This is a genomic window from Absiella sp. AM09-50 (assembly GCF_003433845.1).
GTDB classification, from domain to species: Bacteria; Bacillota_I; Bacilli_A; order Erysipelotrichales; family Erysipelotrichaceae; genus Hoskinsella; species Hoskinsella hominis.
Genome location: NZ_QVFI01000027.1, coordinates 3,658 through 19,040 on the forward strand (window position 1 = coordinate 3,658; position 15,383 = coordinate 19,040).

A 15,383-nucleotide genomic window follows, 5' to 3' on the forward strand; every position below is an offset into this window, starting at 1 on the left:
TTGTCCATAGATATTGATCTCACCGGTACTTGTTGCGAGTACTTCCGCATTTTCTAAGCTCTTGTCTAAGATATAGGCAATGTTTTTGTTATCCCAGTCATCTCCATCACTATCCCAGTTTTCTTCTTCCATCAGTACACATTTGTGATGTGTCTTACGATAGTTGCTTTGGTAACGTACAGACTCTATGATCTGATCACTGTTCTTATCATCCAACAGTTCTTCTACTTCTTCAAAGCTTGTCTGTTCCAGGGATTTATACCATGTATCATTGTCATAGGCTTCACTGTAGTTCTTCTGATAACGGATACGATCTCCTTGGGCATCATAGCTAACAAATTATAAAGTAATCGTATAAAGCATACATTCTTGTTCTATCAATCTATTTGAAAAAAAATTAATATTATGGTATATAAAAAAAATCTAAAGTTGCTAATTCAGCATATCTTTAGATTCTTCTTTAAAGATTATTTTTTCACATCTTCCTTCAAGAAATTTTCTTTCCAATACTTATATGTATCAAATAAATAACATTCATTTGGATTATCTAATATCTTCAAAATCACGATATGAGTCATATGACAAGGTTGAAAAAATTCTTCATCATCAAACCCAAATAATCCTGGCATATTAGGTAATGCATATTCGGGTAATTGTTTTGGTGTTATTATCCCCCAATATAACTTTGGATAATTCACTAAAAACACCTTTGCCCAATAATATGCAATATCTACAGATATTTTGATTATTTCGTTTGTAAAAATATTTCCATTTATAATTAATTGATGTACTAGCCAATCTTTCTCATTGAATCTTTCTTTCATCCATTGAAAGCCTTTTGATTCTTTTATTATTTGCCGTGCAAGCCATTTGTTTAATGGTATCAATGATTCAGCTGAAAAATCTAGATTTATTTTATCTTTCATTTCAGGATCACTATCAATAAAGTCTTTTAATATCGCTATACGCTCATCCATATGATCTACATACCATTTCAAAAATTCATATGCTTCTTTTTCATTTAATTTGCGTAATTTGAATCGCTCTTTATCAATTATAAAACTTGGATATTCTCTTTTACCCATATACAACCACCTCATTTTAATGGAAAATATACTTTATATTTTTAAGGTGTAATATGATTATATCTTGGAACGATTTCATTTAAGTCTTTTTCCGTATCAAATGGCAGCATCTTAGCACCTTCAGGAATCTTGACTCTGCTGATATGAATTCCATTTGAACAATGATGACACCATACCTGAAGATATCCTATTTTTGTTTTCTTATCACCGATATAAAGATAGTCTAATGTCTTTCTACCACATGTAGGGCAATTGATATTATTGATATCTTTAAAATTTTTTGCTACATTAGCGGATGTCATTAACCATATTTTATACATTATTTTAACACCCGTTTAATTGTATATTTTGATTTATCTTCCATAGAATACCTCCTCATATTAATTTATGACCGATGACTATAGATATTTCCTGATGAACTTTTTTAATGAAATCGATTTATCTTTTGTTAAATCATAAAAGTCTTTAAAGTTGCCGTTTTCATCATATTGCCAGCACAGATCAGTTCCATAAGGTGCATCAAATATCTGTATCATCAATGGCGCTATTTGATAAACGGATTCTGCGCTAAGAATCACAAAGTTATTAGAATCATTAACATATGCATCATCATCTTCTATAGAATAGATCGTCCAACCATTTAATTGTGGAATTGTGCTTTTTTCCCGATATGTATATCGAATTGGTTTTCCATCAATGACATTTTTTGATACGATAAATCCACCAAAATCATCATTATTTATTTCCATTTACATTTCCTCACTTTTTACTTTTCTTTTTTAAGATATCATCAATAAATGTTTCTTTTCTTTGATTCATATCATAGAAACCGGCAAATTGTCCTTTTTCATCATACTTCCAACATAAATCCGTACCATAAGGTGCATCAAATATTTCCAACATCATTGGAGATACTGTATTGATAGTATCTGCATTTAAAATCACAAAGTTTTTATGGTCTTTCACAAACTGATTATCATCTGCCACACTATATATTGTCCACCCATTGAGTTCAGGAATTTCACTTTCCTGACGATATGTATAACCAATTGCTTTCCCATGCATAACATTCTTCGATACAATAAAACTTCCATACTCTGTATTATTTATTTCCATTTTTTCTATCCTCCATTTGTTTCACAATAAAATCTTAATTAGCGAAATTAAACTCTTATGTGAATCAATTTCTACCTGTATACTAACAAAATTATGAAGGAAAGTATACATGTTTAGTTAATTTCAGAAATACGCATATAAAATTGCTCGTATTGAACAAATTCAGGATATGATTTCAAATGTTTTTTTACAATATTTTGTATTTAAATTATGAAATATTGCGATAATTTTTACTCTTTAAGCAAAAAAACAACAATTTATAAATGCAATTAGTTATTTTTTCATTCTACCTTGCTTTTTTATAAATCAGGCATATACTGAATGTATTCTTTATAAAGAAAAGGAGAAAGCTATGAAAAAAGATAAGCTTCTAATCGCTGTCGTAATTCCTGTCTATTTGATTGTGAATTTGATATGCTACTATTTGAAAGTAGATAAGATGATTTTTTTGCTTGTGAATGTTGTTGGTATTGGTATCATAACACTGATTTTAGATTTTGTTGTGTATGGGCATAAAACTGATAATCATGATACAAAGTTGTTGGATAACCAGTTTTTCTTAAGTGTTCTCTTTATCGTTACTATGATTTTCTATATTCTTACGTTAACTGTGTGGATAGATTTATCTACATTTGGCTTGTTGTTTTTTATGATTACGTTGATTTTAGTCATAAGAAATGCCTATAAAAATCTGCATACACATAATATATAATATCTTAAAAGCACACCTCATTTAAAATGGAGTGTGCTTTTATATATATGTGTTACTCATTTCTTTTAATCAAACAAATTCGATATATTTCACAAAGAAAATATATGATGACAAAAGTGAAAAAAATAACTTTTGTCAATAATCCAGATATAGCGTAAATTAACAAAAATGAAGCAAATAATGTAGACATAAAACGATAGGCTTTTGCTGCTGCATATATCTCATGATTTAATAAAATATCATCCTTTGTTTTTATCATCTTTCTACGCATCCTAAATTCATTGATTAAGTATTTTTTTTGAATAAGCATGGATATCACAATGCCACAACTACTGGCAAATACAATCCAATCATGATCATGCGCATATATCAAATATAAACATAAGCATTGAATCAATATACAAATAATTAATAGCACTGCATATTTAAGCTTTTTATCTTTCATAAGTACCTCCATATCATGAGCATACTTTATCACGACTTTTTATAAATATGATATACCTTGTAGTAAACAACCTATTTTCATGTAGTCAGATAAACTTTTATTAAAATAAAAATCTTGACATTTAACCATATTTTATGTAGGATAGATACTTTTATAAGATAGAAGGTGCTTTTATGATAAAAATAGCAATTTGTGATGATGATATTGGACTATGTAATCAATTAGAAAATATTATCATGCAATCTAAGCCATTGTTAGATGACACAGATGTAGCCATTGATATATATTACTCTGGTTCATCTTTCATCAAGAAAATAAAATCTAGTATAGATTATGATTTGCTTTTTTTAGACATTGAATTAGATGAAACTAATGGAATTATGATAAGTGAACATATAAGATCCAACTTAAAAAATGATACTTGCCAGATTGTGTTTATTTCATCAAAAACAAGTTATGCACTTAAATTATTTGAATACCATCCATTGAATTTTCTTACAAAACCTTTTGAAGATATTAAAGTCATTCATAGTATAAATAAAACAATAAAATTGCTAAAAACTAATCAAGATTATTATACATATAAAAGCAATCAAACGATGAATAAAATAGCGATACATGACATTCTTTATTTGGAAGCGCAAAACAGACAGGTAAAAATCGTTTTAAAAAATGGTGAGAATATTTTATATTACGACTCTTTTTCTAATGCTATGAAACAGGTATCCAATCATAATTTTTATCAAATTCATAAATCTTATATCATAAATTACAGATACGTAAAAATATTCAAATATGATCAAGTGAAAATGATGAATGATGAAATTATTCCAATTAGTCAATCTTATCGTAAATCTTTTCGATTAATACAATTAGAAATGGATAGGTTAGACTTATGATGACAACCAAAGCTTTCTTAATTTACCTTATTGTTAATATATTAAACACTTACATTGTTTCTATTTTTTTAAAAGCTTTTTTAGGTGAACATATAAAAAATAAATATATCTATAGATTTCATTTACTTCTATACAATCCTACTCAAATTCTTATATATATTTTTATAACTACACCTATTATAAATCTTTTCATCAATATTCTTTTCATTTATTGTCTAACTTTTAATTTTGATACAAAAAATACAAAAAGGATTACTTCAGCAATAGAAATATATGCAATTTTTATGTTAGTTGAAACTGCTTTTGCTATATCTAATGGCTTTTTAAATGCTCCTATGGACCAGCCAATTCAATATTATGAATCCGATTTTTCTTTTTTAGTTACTAATATCATATCTTATATAATTGCACTCATCTTCAAAAACTATAAATATTTGAAAAGTGACATCTTAGTTCCCAAAATTTATTCATTACTTATTTTCATCTTACCCTTATTAACAATTGTTGTGATTTTTATATTAACAACTTCCAAACTCTCTTTTACTCATATGCTCATTGCTTTAGGTGCTATGCTTTTCATTAACACCATTGTATTCTATTTATTCAATACGATACTAAAAGATGTTCATATATATACAGAATCTTTAAAAATTTCTAATCAAAATAAATACTATTTGACGCAATATGAATTAATGAAATCGAATAATGAACAAGTGAAATTGATTCAACATGATTTTAAAAACTTTGTCCAAATGTTTGATTATCTTTTACAACATAAAGAATATGACCTTTTATCGCAACAATTAAAAAAGTTCAGTGATAAAACATTGTGTAGCGAATATATGAATAGTGGCAATTATATCATTGATGGTATTTTAAATTACAAGATCCAATATTTAATTTCAAAAAATATAAAATATACTATGGATTTACAAATACCTAATGATTTAAATATTGATTCTGATTTCATTACGATTGTATTAGGCAATTTGCTGGATAATGCAATTACAGCTGCTGACAAAAGTGATGCCTCATTTGTGAATTTTGCTATGAAATATAATCAAGGAAGGATATTTATTAAGCTGGAAAATAGTTATTCTAATGACCTGATATATGATGAACATATGAATTTTACTTCCACAAAAACAGATAAAATAAATCATGGACTAGGGATACAAAGTGTTAAAAAGGTTCTTTCAGAAAATAATGGTGAAATAACATTCGATTTAAAACCTGCCATCTTTACAGCTCATGTGATGATTTATACAAATTAGAAAAAATACGCAAGACGAACGCAAAAACGATGCAATCGCATCGTTTTCTTATATTATAGGCTCTGTATAACGTTTCGGATAGAAGCCGCATCAATCCCATACTTTTCAAACAGCTGTGCTGGTTTTCCACTTTCGCCAAAGCTGTCTTTTACACCGATCATGATTTGCTTACACAGCTTACAAGGTGCTAGTACTTCAGCAATCGCACTGCCTAAACCACCGATGATGTTATGTTCTTCACAGGTAATGATATACTCATGGGTTTTCGCAAGTTCAAGGATAAGTTTATCATCAATTGGTTTGATACAAGGCATATCGACAAGGGTAATGTCCATATCCTGTGTGGCATGAATGGCTTCTTGTACCATTGCGCCACTGGCAATGACGGCGATACGGTTTCCTTTTTTTAAGATATTTCCCTTTCCGATTTGGAAATGGGAAGTTGTTTCATATACATCTTCTACAGCACTTCTTCCAAGGCGTACGTAACATGGTCCATGATAATCTGCGATGCATTCTATGACTTCTCTAGTTTGGATATCATCACATGGCTGTATCACCACCATATTAGGAATGACACGCATTAATGCTAAATCTTCAATACATTGATGACTGGCACCATCTTCTCCTACCGCAAGTCCTGCATGGGTAGCGCATATTTTTATGTTTAATTTGGGATATGCGATACTATTGCGTATTTGTTCATAGGCTCTGCCTGCCGCAAACATCGCAAAGCTGGATGCGAATACGGTTTTTCCACTCGCCGCAAGTCCTGCTGCTACCCCCATCATATTTGCTTCCGCAATGCCCATATTGAAATGCTGGTTTGGACATACAGCTTTGGCTTCACTTGTTTTGGTAGATTTACTTAAATCTGCATCTAATACAATGATATCTTTTCGTTTGGATATAAGGCCGGCTAATGCTTTTCCATAAGCTTCTCTTGTAGCTGTTTTACTCATGATCACACCCGCCTTTCAGATCTTCGCAAGCTATGTGGTATTGTTCCTTATTCGGTGCACTTCCATGCCATGCGGGGTTATTTTCCATAAAGGATACGCCCTTGCCTTTGATCGTATGGGCAAGAATCATCGTTGGCTGATTCTTACATGCTTTCGCATGTGCACATGCCTGTGCGATTGCTTCAAAGTCATGACCGTCAATAGAAATGACATGCCAGCCAAATGCTTCAAATTTCACATCGATTGGTGTAGGATTCATGACTGTACGAATATCTCCATCAATCTGTAGGCCATTGTAATCCACAAAGACACAAAGATTATCTAATTGATAATGAGCCGCAGCCATAGCGGCTTCCCATACTTCACCTTCTTCACATTCTCCATCTCCAAGCAAGGCATAAATGCGATAATCGTTGTGATCAATTTTATTGGCGAGTGCCATACCTACAGCTGCAGATATCCCCTGTCCTAATGAACCGGTAGACATATCCACACCTGTGACTTCATTCATATTAGGATGTCCCTGTAAGTTGGAATTGATTTGACGAAAGGTGGATAATTCTGATTCTGATAGAATGCCTTTTTCCATAAGAACGCTGTATAATAAAGGACTGGCATGTCCTTTGGACAACACGAAACGATCACGATCGATACTGTCTGCGTTTTCTTTTGTGATATCCATTTCCTCAAAATATAAGTATGTTAAAATATCTGCGGCTGACAAGGAACCGCCAGGATGTCCGCTTTGGGCAAGATATACCATATCCACAATACGTTTTCTTATCTGTTGCGCATGTTTCTTTAAATTCATTTCCTTCCTTCTTTCATTGTTTCATCTATTTTATTTCTGATGGCTTTTGCGTTTTCTGCGATATCTTTAGATGTACCTTTGGTTAATAATCCCCCAAAGCCTAAACAATCGGCACCCTTCTTGATCCATACTGGGATTTCATCCAATGTGACTCCCCCACTGGCTAAGATTGGCATATAGGGAATCGGTGTTTTAAATACACTGATTAAATCTGGACCATAAAAGTTTGAGATGGGAAATGCCTTAATCATAGAAGCGCCTGCTTCTAGTCCTGTGATTGCTTCTGTGATACTGGTGCATCCTGGCATATAAGGGATACGATATCGATTACAGGTTTTCGCAACATCTAATGATAAATTTGGCGCAATGATAAACTGTGCACCTGCTAAAATCGCAAGGCGTGCTGTTTCACTGTCTAATACAGTGCCTGCTCCTACTAATAATGTATCCTTATAGCGTTCTCGTAATGCTTTGATCACATCATTGGCATTGGATAGTGTAAAACTAATTTCCATGATGGGTACGCCACCTTTGATCAATCCATCTGCGATTTCACAAGCACGTTCGATAGAATCTGTGCGTACGATTGCCATCGCTTTTATTTCATCGATTCTTTGTAATATTTTATACATTGACGTTTACCTCTTTTTTTATACAGGCTGCCATACGCACCTGAATATGATGCTTATGAAGCCATTGATACAGGTATTCTTTATCCTGTTGTAACTGACTGTGTGCGAAAGGATGGTGCAAATCAATCAAATACACGCCACTTGGATGATGAATGTTTTCCCCATGGATAATCATACGGATACGGTGTGCTTCTTCTTTGATTTCCACATCTTCAATATCTTTTACTGCCATGATTTTCCCATCTCCTGATGGCATAGCGATTTCTATTTCTTTATCACGAAGTACACATAATGGTTTATGTTTGATAAAACGATAGATGGCTCTGCCACCCCATTTGCCTGTGAACCAGCATAGTGTTAACATCATGAATACGCCAATGGGATTTAATGGTAAAAAAACCATAGAGATAAAGATGACAACAAGAAGCAGCAAATTGATAATGCCTTTGCCTAATAATAAAGTTCTATCGTAGTGGATCGTGTATGATTTCATAAACATCTTCCTTTCTTACATATGATAATATTCCAGCATTTCTTTTACTTTCTGGGTTGTTTTTTCATCTGGTGCACATACAGGATAACGGGCATCTCCTACCGGAATACCTGCCATATGCACAGCTTTTTTTAGGATGGATGGTACTGTCCCAAGTTTTAATACAGCACGTAATGGTTCTATTTCTTCTTGATAATATTGTGCTTTTTCTATATTGCCTGCTTTATAATTGTCATAGATAGCGACATCGATATCACATAACAGATTACTGGTACCGGCAACTGCCCCAACGGCTCCCATTTCAAAAGCCTGAAGCATTTTGGAATCTGAGCCAATCAGTACTTCAAAATCATAACGTGATGCGACATCTAAGTAATCTTTCAAATTATCCATATTGCCACTGGAATCTTTGATGGCAACAATATTGTCTACTTTCGCAAGTTCTTCTACCACTGCCTTGGATAAATTGATACCTGTACTCTTTGGGATATTGTATAAAATAATAGGCAAACGAACTGCTTTTGCGATCATTTGATAATGCGCAATCAGTTCTTCATCTCTTGGAGCGATAAAGTATGGGGTGATAATGGATAAGGCATCTGCGCCAAGGGCTTCCATTTGTTTAGATAACGCAATGACATGTTTGGTAGAACAGCCGCCAGTTCCTACGTATACGGGTACACGGTGGTTGGTTTTTTCTATGACATATTTTGCGAAAGCGATCTTTTCTTCATCATCTAATACATGGAATTCTCCATTGCTTCCTAAGATAAATAAGCCTTTTACACCATGGGCAATCAAGTGTTCTATCAACTGTCCACATGCTTCATAATTGATTTCCTGATGTTCATCAAATGGTGTTACAATCGGTGTAATGATTCCTTCAAAATTCATGCTGGTTCTCCTTCCTTTAAGGTTTCTTTAATGCTCTTGCCAAGACTTCCTCCCGGATGCCATTTGACATATTGTTTAGGATCTAAGTGTTTTTCATTTTGTAGAAGAATGCTTAAACACTGTAAGATAATAATTTCCGCTAGAATGGATGATCTTGGTGGTTTATTTAAATCATCACCTTCCTGTTTTACACCCGCAAACAAATAAGCATCTCCTTGTTTTGCCAGCCAAGAGTCTGGATTTCCTGTCACAGAAATAATTTTAGCGCCATTGCGTTTTAATGTTTCTACGGTTGCTTTCAGCTCGTTTGTTTCTCCGGAATTGGATATAGCAATGACCACATCTCCTTCCTGTACCTGGCCACTGCTTCCATGCACGGCTTCTGTTCCATGCAGTTCATAGGCTGGTGTTCCTGTACTGGACAACAAGCTTGCGATATAGCCTGCCACATGTCCTGGTTTTCCAATCCCTGTCACATGTACACGATTTTTATTGCGTTCTGCTTCAAGTATCAAATCTCTTGCGTTTATCAATGATGCTTCATCAATCTGATCAATGAAGTTTTGTATTTCATTTGTTTCTATATCTAAGAATGTTTTAATCTGTTGTTGTTCATTCATTTTAAATCTCCTATCATATCTTCGTATGTATTGACTGCCTGCATCATGGCATTTCTGATCATATTGGTATCAATGGCAGATAGAAAGAAGTCGATATCCTGTTTAAAATATTGAAGTAAAGCGACGCCTCCTATAATGCCGAAATACTTATGATGCGCATGTGCAGCATCAATCACTTTTTGTATCATTTGTAACTCCTCACATGCCATGACATTGTCTGGATTATTCATTGATATCCCTAAATCACATGGTCCAACGATCACTGCATCTATGCCTTCTACTGATAATATCTCATCAATATTGGCAACCCCTAAGCAGGTTTCTATTTGTACGATGGACAGGGTATTGGCGTTTATTTCTGTCATATGTTTTGCATGGTTTCCACCCGGGCCATAAAAGGTATTGGCACCTCCGGAATAACTGCGTTTTCCAATCGGTGGATATTTACTGTATGCGACCAGCTGCTCTGCTTGTGCTCTGGTTTCTATCATTGGTACCATGACACCCCTTGCCCCGTAATCAAGAATCTGTGAGATATCCTTTCTACCACATTGTGCTACTCGCACAATGGATGGTAATTGTATGGCATTACCAAACAACATGAGATCATGCAGCTTACGATAGGTAAGTACCCCGTGTTCAAGGTCATAAAACAGAAAGTCCATGCCACAATCTTTTGCCATACAAACAATTGCAGGATTTTCTATGATTTTTACCAGCATCCCTTTATAAGGATGGTTTTCTATATTCTGAATCCATGTCATTTTCTTATCCTCTTAAAAATAAGAACAAGGATGAAGCTCCTTGTTCTTAATATATTTCATTAAGCAAAGATGCTTAAGATCTTATCTAAGATAGCGCCGATGATGTTGTAGTCAACATTCGGGAAGCTTGCGCCTGCAATACCTAACTGCGCAAATGCAGGATACAGAATTAATGGAAGTGCTGTTAAGGCAATACCAACGATGAAGCTGCCGACCAGTGCACCTTTCCATCCACCATATGCATTACCGAATACACCACAAGTACCACCTGAGAAGAAACAGATACCAGCAGCAGGAATCATAATGGTTTCACTACCCATCATAACCATACCGGCCATAGCAACCAAACCACCTAAGAATGATCCAACAAAACCAATCAATACAGCTGTAGGTGCGAATGGGAAGATTGCAGGACAGTCAACAGCAGGTTTAGAATTAGGAATATATTTTTCAGAAATTGCAACGAATGCTGCAGTAATTTCTGCGATAAACTGACGAACACCATAAATCAATACACTCATACCAGCCGCAAACTGAAGTGCCTGTAAGAATGGATAGATAAACCAGATATCATTGCCAGATTTTTCTAATACAAAATCCATGTGACCATTGACTACACAAGCGATAACAGCAATGTAGAATAAGATAACCATAAACAATGCGATGGAGAAAATAAAGTCACGGAATAATTCAAAGAATTTAGGCATTTTTACAGTACTTGCGTCTTTGTGTTCTTTATTTCCTTTAGAGAATAATTTACCAACATAACCTGAGAAAGCATAACCAATACAGTTAAAGTGACCGATTGCTAGATTGTCTGCGCCAATGATTTTGTTCATGAATGGCTGACACATAGAAGGAAGTGCAGCACCACAGAAACCTAAGATGATACCTCCACCAATGACTGTCACAGGCATTGGAAGTCCACTGGAAATAAATACTAATGCAAGTACACATGCAAAGTATAAGAAGTGCTGTCCTGTTAAGAAGATAGCTTTAAATCTAGTGAATTTAGCGACTAACAAGTTGATAACAAAACCAAGCAGCATGACCATGGCAACTTCTGTACCATATGTATTTAATGCTAAGCCGGTTGCAACTTCTACCTGTGTGGTAACCCCGTTGATTCCAAAGCCGGTATTGAATAATTCGTTGAATGTTGTGATAACCGCAGACATTGCATTGGAACCAATATTGAAGACCATAAACCCTATCACTGTCTTCATTGTGCCACTCATAACATCTGTAGCTGATTTCTTTTGTAGTAATAAACCGATTAACGCGATCAACCCCATGATCAGCGCTGTATTTCTGGATTGTGCTAATATAGCATCTAACATATATAAATCTCCTCTCTTAATTATTTTCTATACATTCTATCCTTTTGTTGCTAAGAAAGCTTCCATTTTTTCTTTCATTTCGACTTTATCCATGATATTACAAATCCCTAATGCGTAAGGCACTTTATCTGCCAGTTCATTGGATAAATCATCCATTGTAATAACTAAATCCCCATTAAATCCCATTAATGAATCCAAATTTCCATGTTCTGTTTCAATTGGAAAGTTGTTTTCCTTAATAACCTGGTCGGCTTTGATTTTTAATAACATACTGGAACCCATACCAGCACGACAACAAACTAATGCTTTATACATAAATGTATCCTCCTTTATTTGTTTAAATATTCCATAATCTCTTCAGGTGTGTTGGCCTGATCCAGCAGATCGAAGAATGCTTTTTCTTCAAACAGCCCTGCCAGCTCTGCCAATGCGTTTAAATGTTTGATATTATCTGTTGCGCTTAAACAAAACAGATATTTGACCGGATCGTTGTCTTTATTGCCAAACTTCACTGGATGTTTCAATGTAGCAATACCAATCGCACTTTCTAGCGCGCCAGCTTCTGGTCTTGCATGTGGTAATGCCACATGTTTGGTAATGACAATATAAGGTCCCATCTCAAATACACCATTGATGATTTCATCTACATAAGCTGCTTTTACTTTTTTGTGATCCACAAGTGGCTGTGCCGCTTTGCGGATTGCTGTTTGCCAGTCATCAGCTTCAATGTTTAATCGAATCAAGGATGTATCCGTTAAATCCTTCAACAAGGTTATCACCTCCTATACATGTTTGTTTGATATCGTATCGATCCGCTATCAAATCTTACACTCACATTGTAATCTGATTTTTAAACGCTTTCAATTCTTTTTATATTCAACTTTTGTGTTTAACCTTTACAAAAATCAGACACAAATGATACACGAAAATCATGCATAAAACCGTCATTTTTTCAATATTACTAATATTCAATTTTTGTCAATTCCCATCACAAAAATCAGACATGTGACAATGTTCAGATTTTGTAACAGTGCGAAACAATAATCATACAGAAAAACACTTGCAACCGCTTCATATTTTCCATACAATAAACATGGAAGATTTATATCATATAGAAAGGGGAATGTTTTATGGATAATGAGCTGTTGGTACTCATTCGCCTGTTACTAAAAAAATCATTTCTGACAACCAAAGAAATTGAAGTGGAAACAGGCGCAAGCAGACGCCAGATTACCTACCGTATGGAGAAGCTGAATCATATGTTAAAAGAACACGCTGCCAATACGATTCGTATTTCCACACGTGGAGATATTATGATGGATCAGGAAATCAAGCATACCTTACGCCTTCTACTAAAACAGGCAAAAGATGATAAATATTATGTCATGAATAAAAAAGAACGTATGATCTATCTATACCTCATGCTGTTTTTAAACCTGTCTGATGTATCTCAAAGTGATTTGGTCAATGCCTTAAAAGTTTCCCGTTCCACTGCATTATTAGACTTTAAAGAACTCCAGCAGGAGTTGTCCACTTATCATATCAAAGTCGCAAATAATCGTACCAGAGGCTATTATCTGGTAGGTTCAGAACTATCCATTCGCCGCTATATGATGGAACTTGTCATCTATTTTCTAGCCGAAGAACATAATACCAAAGTATTTGATATCTTTATCGATGATTTCCATTTGGATTTATTTGAATATTCCCGCCTAGTTATATCTGAGCTGGCAGATAAGTATGATATTCGTTTTGTGGAAGATCGATTAACTGAATTCATTTATATCTTCTGTTTCCTAAAAGTGCGTATGAGCAGTGATATTCCTCAGGATGAACAAATCCTTCGCCTGCAAGAAGTCATTGACTTATCCACAATGAAAGAATACCAGTTCACAAAAGAGCTGTTGTCACACTTTAAACAAACACAACTCATTTCCCCTATTGATCAATACTATATCAGCTCCTGGATACTGGGCATCTGCGTTGGCAACGTGGAAGAAGATACACAGGACTGCCTGGTTATCGCAGAAATTGTGGAAAAAATTATGTTTCGTTTTGAATCATTAAGTGGTATCCATTATAAAGACAGTGAAGATATTTTCCGTAAACTATACTCCCATTTTCGCCCAGCGTATTATCGATTATTATTCAAAATTCCGATTGTCAATCCTTTGCGGGAACGTGTAAAGGAAGAGTTTCCAGAGTTGTTTCAATTAGTCAAAGAAACCATGAAACCTTTCAATGCCCTGTTTGGTGAACATATCCCAGATGATGAAATTGCCTATCTGACGATCCATTTCACCGCCATCTACTCTAAAAGCCGTGCCATGGAAGTAATACCTAGAAAGACTGCATTAATCGTATGTTTAAATGGTATTGGCAGCAGTGCAATACTATATAGTGAATTAAGTGACCTATTCCCGGAAATGCAGTTTCTTCCACCTATGGAAACAAGTAAACTCCTACATGCGGATATCAAAGCAGATATCATCTTTACCACCAGTGAATTGATTGACATCGATATTCCCGATGTCCCCATTGTGAAGGTTTCTCCTGTCATGAACTTTATGGAACGCTATCAGGTTGCACGTGAAGTCTATTTATTGATGGGAAATGCCATGAGTAAACAGCCGGATATTGATGCTATCATGGATATCATCGCACATCATGCAGATATCAAAAATGGCCCTCTTCTACAACAAGAATTATTACGTTATTTCTCTAATGTAGATGTGAAAGAAGATGTACAGCACAGTTCCCTTGCGTTAACCAATATGATAACGGAATCTATTATTCAACTACAGGTGGAGGCAAACGATTGGGAAGATGCGATACGCAAAGCTGGCAAACCAATGATTGAACATTTATATGTAAAACCTGCTTATATTGAAGAAATCATACGGATTATGCACCAAGAAGGACCATTTGTGGTTATCACAAAGCATGTCGCATTGCCACATACCAAACCATCCAGTGGAGCATTGCGCTGTGGACTAGGGCTTACTGTCTTAAAAGAAGGCATAACCTTTGGCAGTCAGGAACATGATCCCATCAAATACATCTTTACCTTATCCGCAGTTGATAACGAAAGTCATTTAACGGCCATGTCACAATTGCTGGAGTTATTTAATGAACCATCCTTTTTCACCATGATGGATGAAGCAGAAACACCACAAGAAGTGATTGCCTATATCAAATCGCACATCACAATGAATGGTCTGTAAGGAGTATCATCACGATATTCCTTTTCTTTTCCATGTTTTTCATAATGAAAAGATGGCTATTTAAACACTTCTGTAGTATACTGTCCATGTATCATTTTTTAAATGACAAATA

At 34.6% G+C, this 15,383-nt stretch carries 20 protein-coding genes; 4 read left to right on the forward strand and 16 right to left on the reverse strand.

What is annotated here, in order from left to right; genetic code table 11:
• From DW114_RS17200 to DW114_RS17220, 5 genes are all read right to left on the reverse strand, one after another.
• On the reverse strand, positions 1–216 hold a 216-nt coding region (locus DW114_RS17200), incomplete at its 3' end, for a hypothetical protein (RefSeq protein WP_199485905.1).
• A gap of 251 nt (positions 217–467) precedes the next feature.
• On the reverse strand, positions 468–1,085 hold the full coding sequence (locus DW114_RS17205) for a hypothetical protein (protein WP_117454940.1): 618 nt from the start codon (positions 1,083–1,085) through the stop codon (positions 468–470).
• Positions 1,086–1,126: 41 nt separating this feature from the next.
• On the reverse strand, positions 1,127–1,405 hold the full coding sequence (locus DW114_RS17210) for a hypothetical protein (protein ID WP_117454943.1): 279 nt from the start codon (positions 1,403–1,405) through the stop codon (positions 1,127–1,129).
• Between the two features lie 78 nt (positions 1,406–1,483).
• Positions 1,484–1,834, reverse strand: coding sequence for a DUF2185 domain-containing protein (locus DW114_RS17215; RefSeq protein ID WP_117454945.1), 351 nt, complete (start codon positions 1,832–1,834; stop codon positions 1,484–1,486).
• A gap of 10 nt (positions 1,835–1,844) precedes the next feature.
• Entirely contained in the window at positions 1,845–2,201 is a 357-nt protein-coding gene (locus tag DW114_RS17220; RefSeq protein ID WP_117454947.1) for an immunity protein Imm33 domain-containing protein, read from the reverse strand.
• Between the two features lie 352 nt (positions 2,202–2,553).
• Here DW114_RS17220 and DW114_RS17225 point away from each other — a divergent pair, with 352 nt between their 5' ends.
• Positions 2,554–2,913 carry a hypothetical protein gene (locus DW114_RS17225; RefSeq protein ID WP_117454949.1) on the forward strand — a complete coding sequence of 120 codons (360 nt, stop codon included), beginning with the start codon at positions 2,554–2,556 and terminating at the stop codon, positions 2,911–2,913.
• A 52-nt stretch (positions 2,914–2,965) separates the two neighbouring features.
• Here the strand turns inward: DW114_RS17225 and DW114_RS17230 are convergent, their stop codons facing one another.
• Positions 2,966–3,358, reverse strand: coding sequence for a hypothetical protein (locus DW114_RS17230; RefSeq protein ID WP_117454951.1), 393 nt, complete (start codon positions 3,356–3,358; stop codon positions 2,966–2,968).
• 173 nt (positions 3,359–3,531) lie between these two features.
• Here DW114_RS17230 and DW114_RS17235 point away from each other — a divergent pair, with 173 nt between their 5' ends.
• Both DW114_RS17235 and DW114_RS17240 read left to right on the forward strand, forming a co-directional pair.
• Positions 3,532–4,257: a LytR/AlgR family response regulator transcription factor gene (locus tag DW114_RS17235; protein ID WP_117454953.1), complete on the forward strand. Its 726-nt coding sequence runs from the start codon at positions 3,532–3,534 to the stop codon at positions 4,255–4,257.
• Positions 4,254–5,531 carry a sensor histidine kinase gene (locus DW114_RS17240; protein ID WP_117454955.1) on the forward strand — a complete coding sequence of 426 codons (1,278 nt, stop codon included), beginning with the start codon at positions 4,254–4,256 and terminating at the stop codon, positions 5,529–5,531. The genes DW114_RS17235 and DW114_RS17240 overlap by 4 nt, the downstream gene beginning before the upstream one ends.
• 53 nt (positions 5,532–5,584) lie before the next feature.
• Here DW114_RS17240 and DW114_RS17245 read toward each other — a convergent pair whose 3' ends face one another.
• From DW114_RS17245 to DW114_RS17290, 10 genes are read right to left on the reverse strand one after another with little or no spacing between them, the layout of a single operon-like run.
• The gene (locus tag DW114_RS17245; protein ID WP_117454957.1) at positions 5,585–6,493 is read right to left on the reverse strand and encodes a transketolase family protein; all 909 of its coding nucleotides are present in this window, start codon (positions 6,491–6,493) and stop codon (positions 5,585–5,587) included.
• Positions 6,486–7,304, reverse strand: a complete 819-nt coding sequence (locus DW114_RS17250) for a transketolase (RefSeq protein WP_117454959.1) — start codon at positions 7,302–7,304, stop codon at positions 6,486–6,488. Before DW114_RS17250 ends, DW114_RS17245 begins: the two co-directional genes overlap by 8 nt.
• Positions 7,301–7,936: a ketohydroxyglutarate aldolase gene (locus tag DW114_RS17255; protein WP_117454961.1), complete on the reverse strand. Its 636-nt coding sequence runs from the start codon at positions 7,934–7,936 to the stop codon at positions 7,301–7,303. The genes DW114_RS17250 and DW114_RS17255 overlap by 4 nt, the downstream gene beginning before the upstream one ends.
• Complete coding sequence (locus DW114_RS17260; protein ID WP_117454963.1) at positions 7,929–8,429, reverse strand: hypothetical protein; 501 nt, start codon at positions 8,427–8,429, stop codon at positions 7,929–7,931. Before DW114_RS17260 ends, DW114_RS17255 begins: the two co-directional genes overlap by 8 nt.
• Positions 8,430–8,444: 15 nt before the next feature.
• Positions 8,445–9,323: a 4-hydroxy-tetrahydrodipicolinate synthase gene (dapA, locus tag DW114_RS17265; protein WP_117454965.1), complete on the reverse strand. Its 879-nt coding sequence runs from the start codon at positions 9,321–9,323 to the stop codon at positions 8,445–8,447.
• A complete protein-coding gene (locus DW114_RS17270; protein WP_117454967.1) occupies positions 9,320–9,943 on the reverse strand; it encodes a KpsF/GutQ family sugar-phosphate isomerase in 624 nt (207 codons plus the stop codon). The genes dapA and DW114_RS17270 overlap by 4 nt, the downstream gene beginning before the upstream one ends.
• Positions 9,940–10,707 (reverse strand): HpcH/HpaI aldolase family protein, encoded by a 768-nt coding sequence (locus DW114_RS17275; protein ID WP_117454969.1) that lies wholly within the window; start codon positions 10,705–10,707, stop codon positions 9,940–9,942. Before DW114_RS17275 ends, DW114_RS17270 begins: the two co-directional genes overlap by 4 nt.
• 59 nt (positions 10,708–10,766) lie before the next feature.
• A complete protein-coding gene (locus DW114_RS17280) occupies positions 10,767–12,047 on the reverse strand; it encodes a PTS ascorbate transporter subunit IIC (protein WP_117454971.1) in 1,281 nt (426 codons plus the stop codon).
• Positions 12,048–12,083: 36 nt separating this feature from the next.
• Entirely contained in the window at positions 12,084–12,362 is a 279-nt protein-coding gene (locus DW114_RS17285; protein ID WP_117454973.1) for a PTS sugar transporter subunit IIB, read from the reverse strand.
• 14 nt (positions 12,363–12,376) lie between these two features.
• Positions 12,377–12,817, reverse strand: coding sequence for a PTS sugar transporter subunit IIA (locus tag DW114_RS17290; RefSeq protein ID WP_117454974.1), 441 nt, complete (start codon positions 12,815–12,817; stop codon positions 12,377–12,379).
• A gap of 360 nt (positions 12,818–13,177) precedes the next feature.
• Between DW114_RS17290 and DW114_RS17295 the strand changes: the two genes are divergently transcribed.
• Positions 13,178–15,271, forward strand: coding sequence for a BglG family transcription antiterminator (locus DW114_RS17295; RefSeq protein ID WP_117454976.1), 2,094 nt, complete (start codon positions 13,178–13,180; stop codon positions 15,269–15,271).
• Positions 15,272–15,383 lie beyond the last annotated feature (112 nt).

What these genes read in the sequence shown, in the direction of transcription:
- DW114_RS17205 (WP_117454940.1), bottom strand. Translation starts at nt 1,085, where the DNA reads ATGGGTAAAAGAGAATATCCAAGTTTTATAATTGATAAAGAGCGATTC.
- DW114_RS17210 (WP_117454943.1), bottom strand. Translation starts at nt 1,405, where the DNA reads ATGTATAAAATATGGTTAATGACATCCGCTAATGTAGCAAAAAATTTT.
- DW114_RS17215 (WP_117454945.1), bottom strand. Translation starts at nt 1,834, where the DNA reads ATGGAAATAAATAATGATGATTTTGGTGGATTTATCGTATCAAAAAAT.
- DW114_RS17220 (WP_117454947.1), bottom strand. Translation starts at nt 2,201, where the DNA reads ATGGAAATAAATAATACAGAGTATGGAAGTTTTATTGTATCGAAGAAT.
- DW114_RS17225 (WP_117454949.1), top strand. Translation starts at nt 2,554, where the DNA reads ATGAAAAAAGATAAGCTTCTAATCGCTGTCGTAATTCCTGTCTATTTG.
- DW114_RS17230 (WP_117454951.1), bottom strand. Translation starts at nt 3,358, where the DNA reads ATGAAAGATAAAAAGCTTAAATATGCAGTGCTATTAATTATTTGTATA.
- DW114_RS17235 (WP_117454953.1), top strand. Translation starts at nt 3,532, where the DNA reads ATGATAAAAATAGCAATTTGTGATGATGATATTGGACTATGTAATCAA.
- DW114_RS17240 (WP_117454955.1), top strand. Translation starts at nt 4,254, where the DNA reads ATGATGACAACCAAAGCTTTCTTAATTTACCTTATTGTTAATATATTA.
- DW114_RS17245 (WP_117454957.1), bottom strand. Translation starts at nt 6,493, where the DNA reads ATGAGTAAAACAGCTACAAGAGAAGCTTATGGAAAAGCATTAGCCGGC.
- DW114_RS17250 (WP_117454959.1), bottom strand. Translation starts at nt 7,304, where the DNA reads ATGAATTTAAAGAAACATGCGCAACAGATAAGAAAACGTATTGTGGAT.
- DW114_RS17255 (WP_117454961.1), bottom strand. Translation starts at nt 7,936, where the DNA reads ATGTATAAAATATTACAAAGAATCGATGAAATAAAAGCGATGGCAATC.
- DW114_RS17260 (WP_117454963.1), bottom strand. Translation starts at nt 8,429, where the DNA reads ATGAAATCATACACGATCCACTACGATAGAACTTTATTATTAGGCAAA.
- dapA (WP_117454965.1), bottom strand. Translation starts at nt 9,323, where the DNA reads ATGAATTTTGAAGGAATCATTACACCGATTGTAACACCATTTGATGAA.
- DW114_RS17270 (WP_117454967.1), bottom strand. Translation starts at nt 9,943, where the DNA reads ATGAATGAACAACAACAGATTAAAACATTCTTAGATATAGAAACAAAT.
- DW114_RS17275 (WP_117454969.1), bottom strand. Translation starts at nt 10,707, where the DNA reads ATGACATGGATTCAGAATATAGAAAACCATCCTTATAAAGGGATGCTG.
- DW114_RS17280 (WP_117454971.1), bottom strand. Translation starts at nt 12,047, where the DNA reads ATGTTAGATGCTATATTAGCACAATCCAGAAATACAGCGCTGATCATG.
- DW114_RS17285 (WP_117454973.1), bottom strand. Translation starts at nt 12,362, where the DNA reads ATGTATAAAGCATTAGTTTGTTGTCGTGCTGGTATGGGTTCCAGTATG.
- DW114_RS17295 (WP_117454976.1), top strand. Translation starts at nt 13,178, where the DNA reads ATGGATAATGAGCTGTTGGTACTCATTCGCCTGTTACTAAAAAAATCA.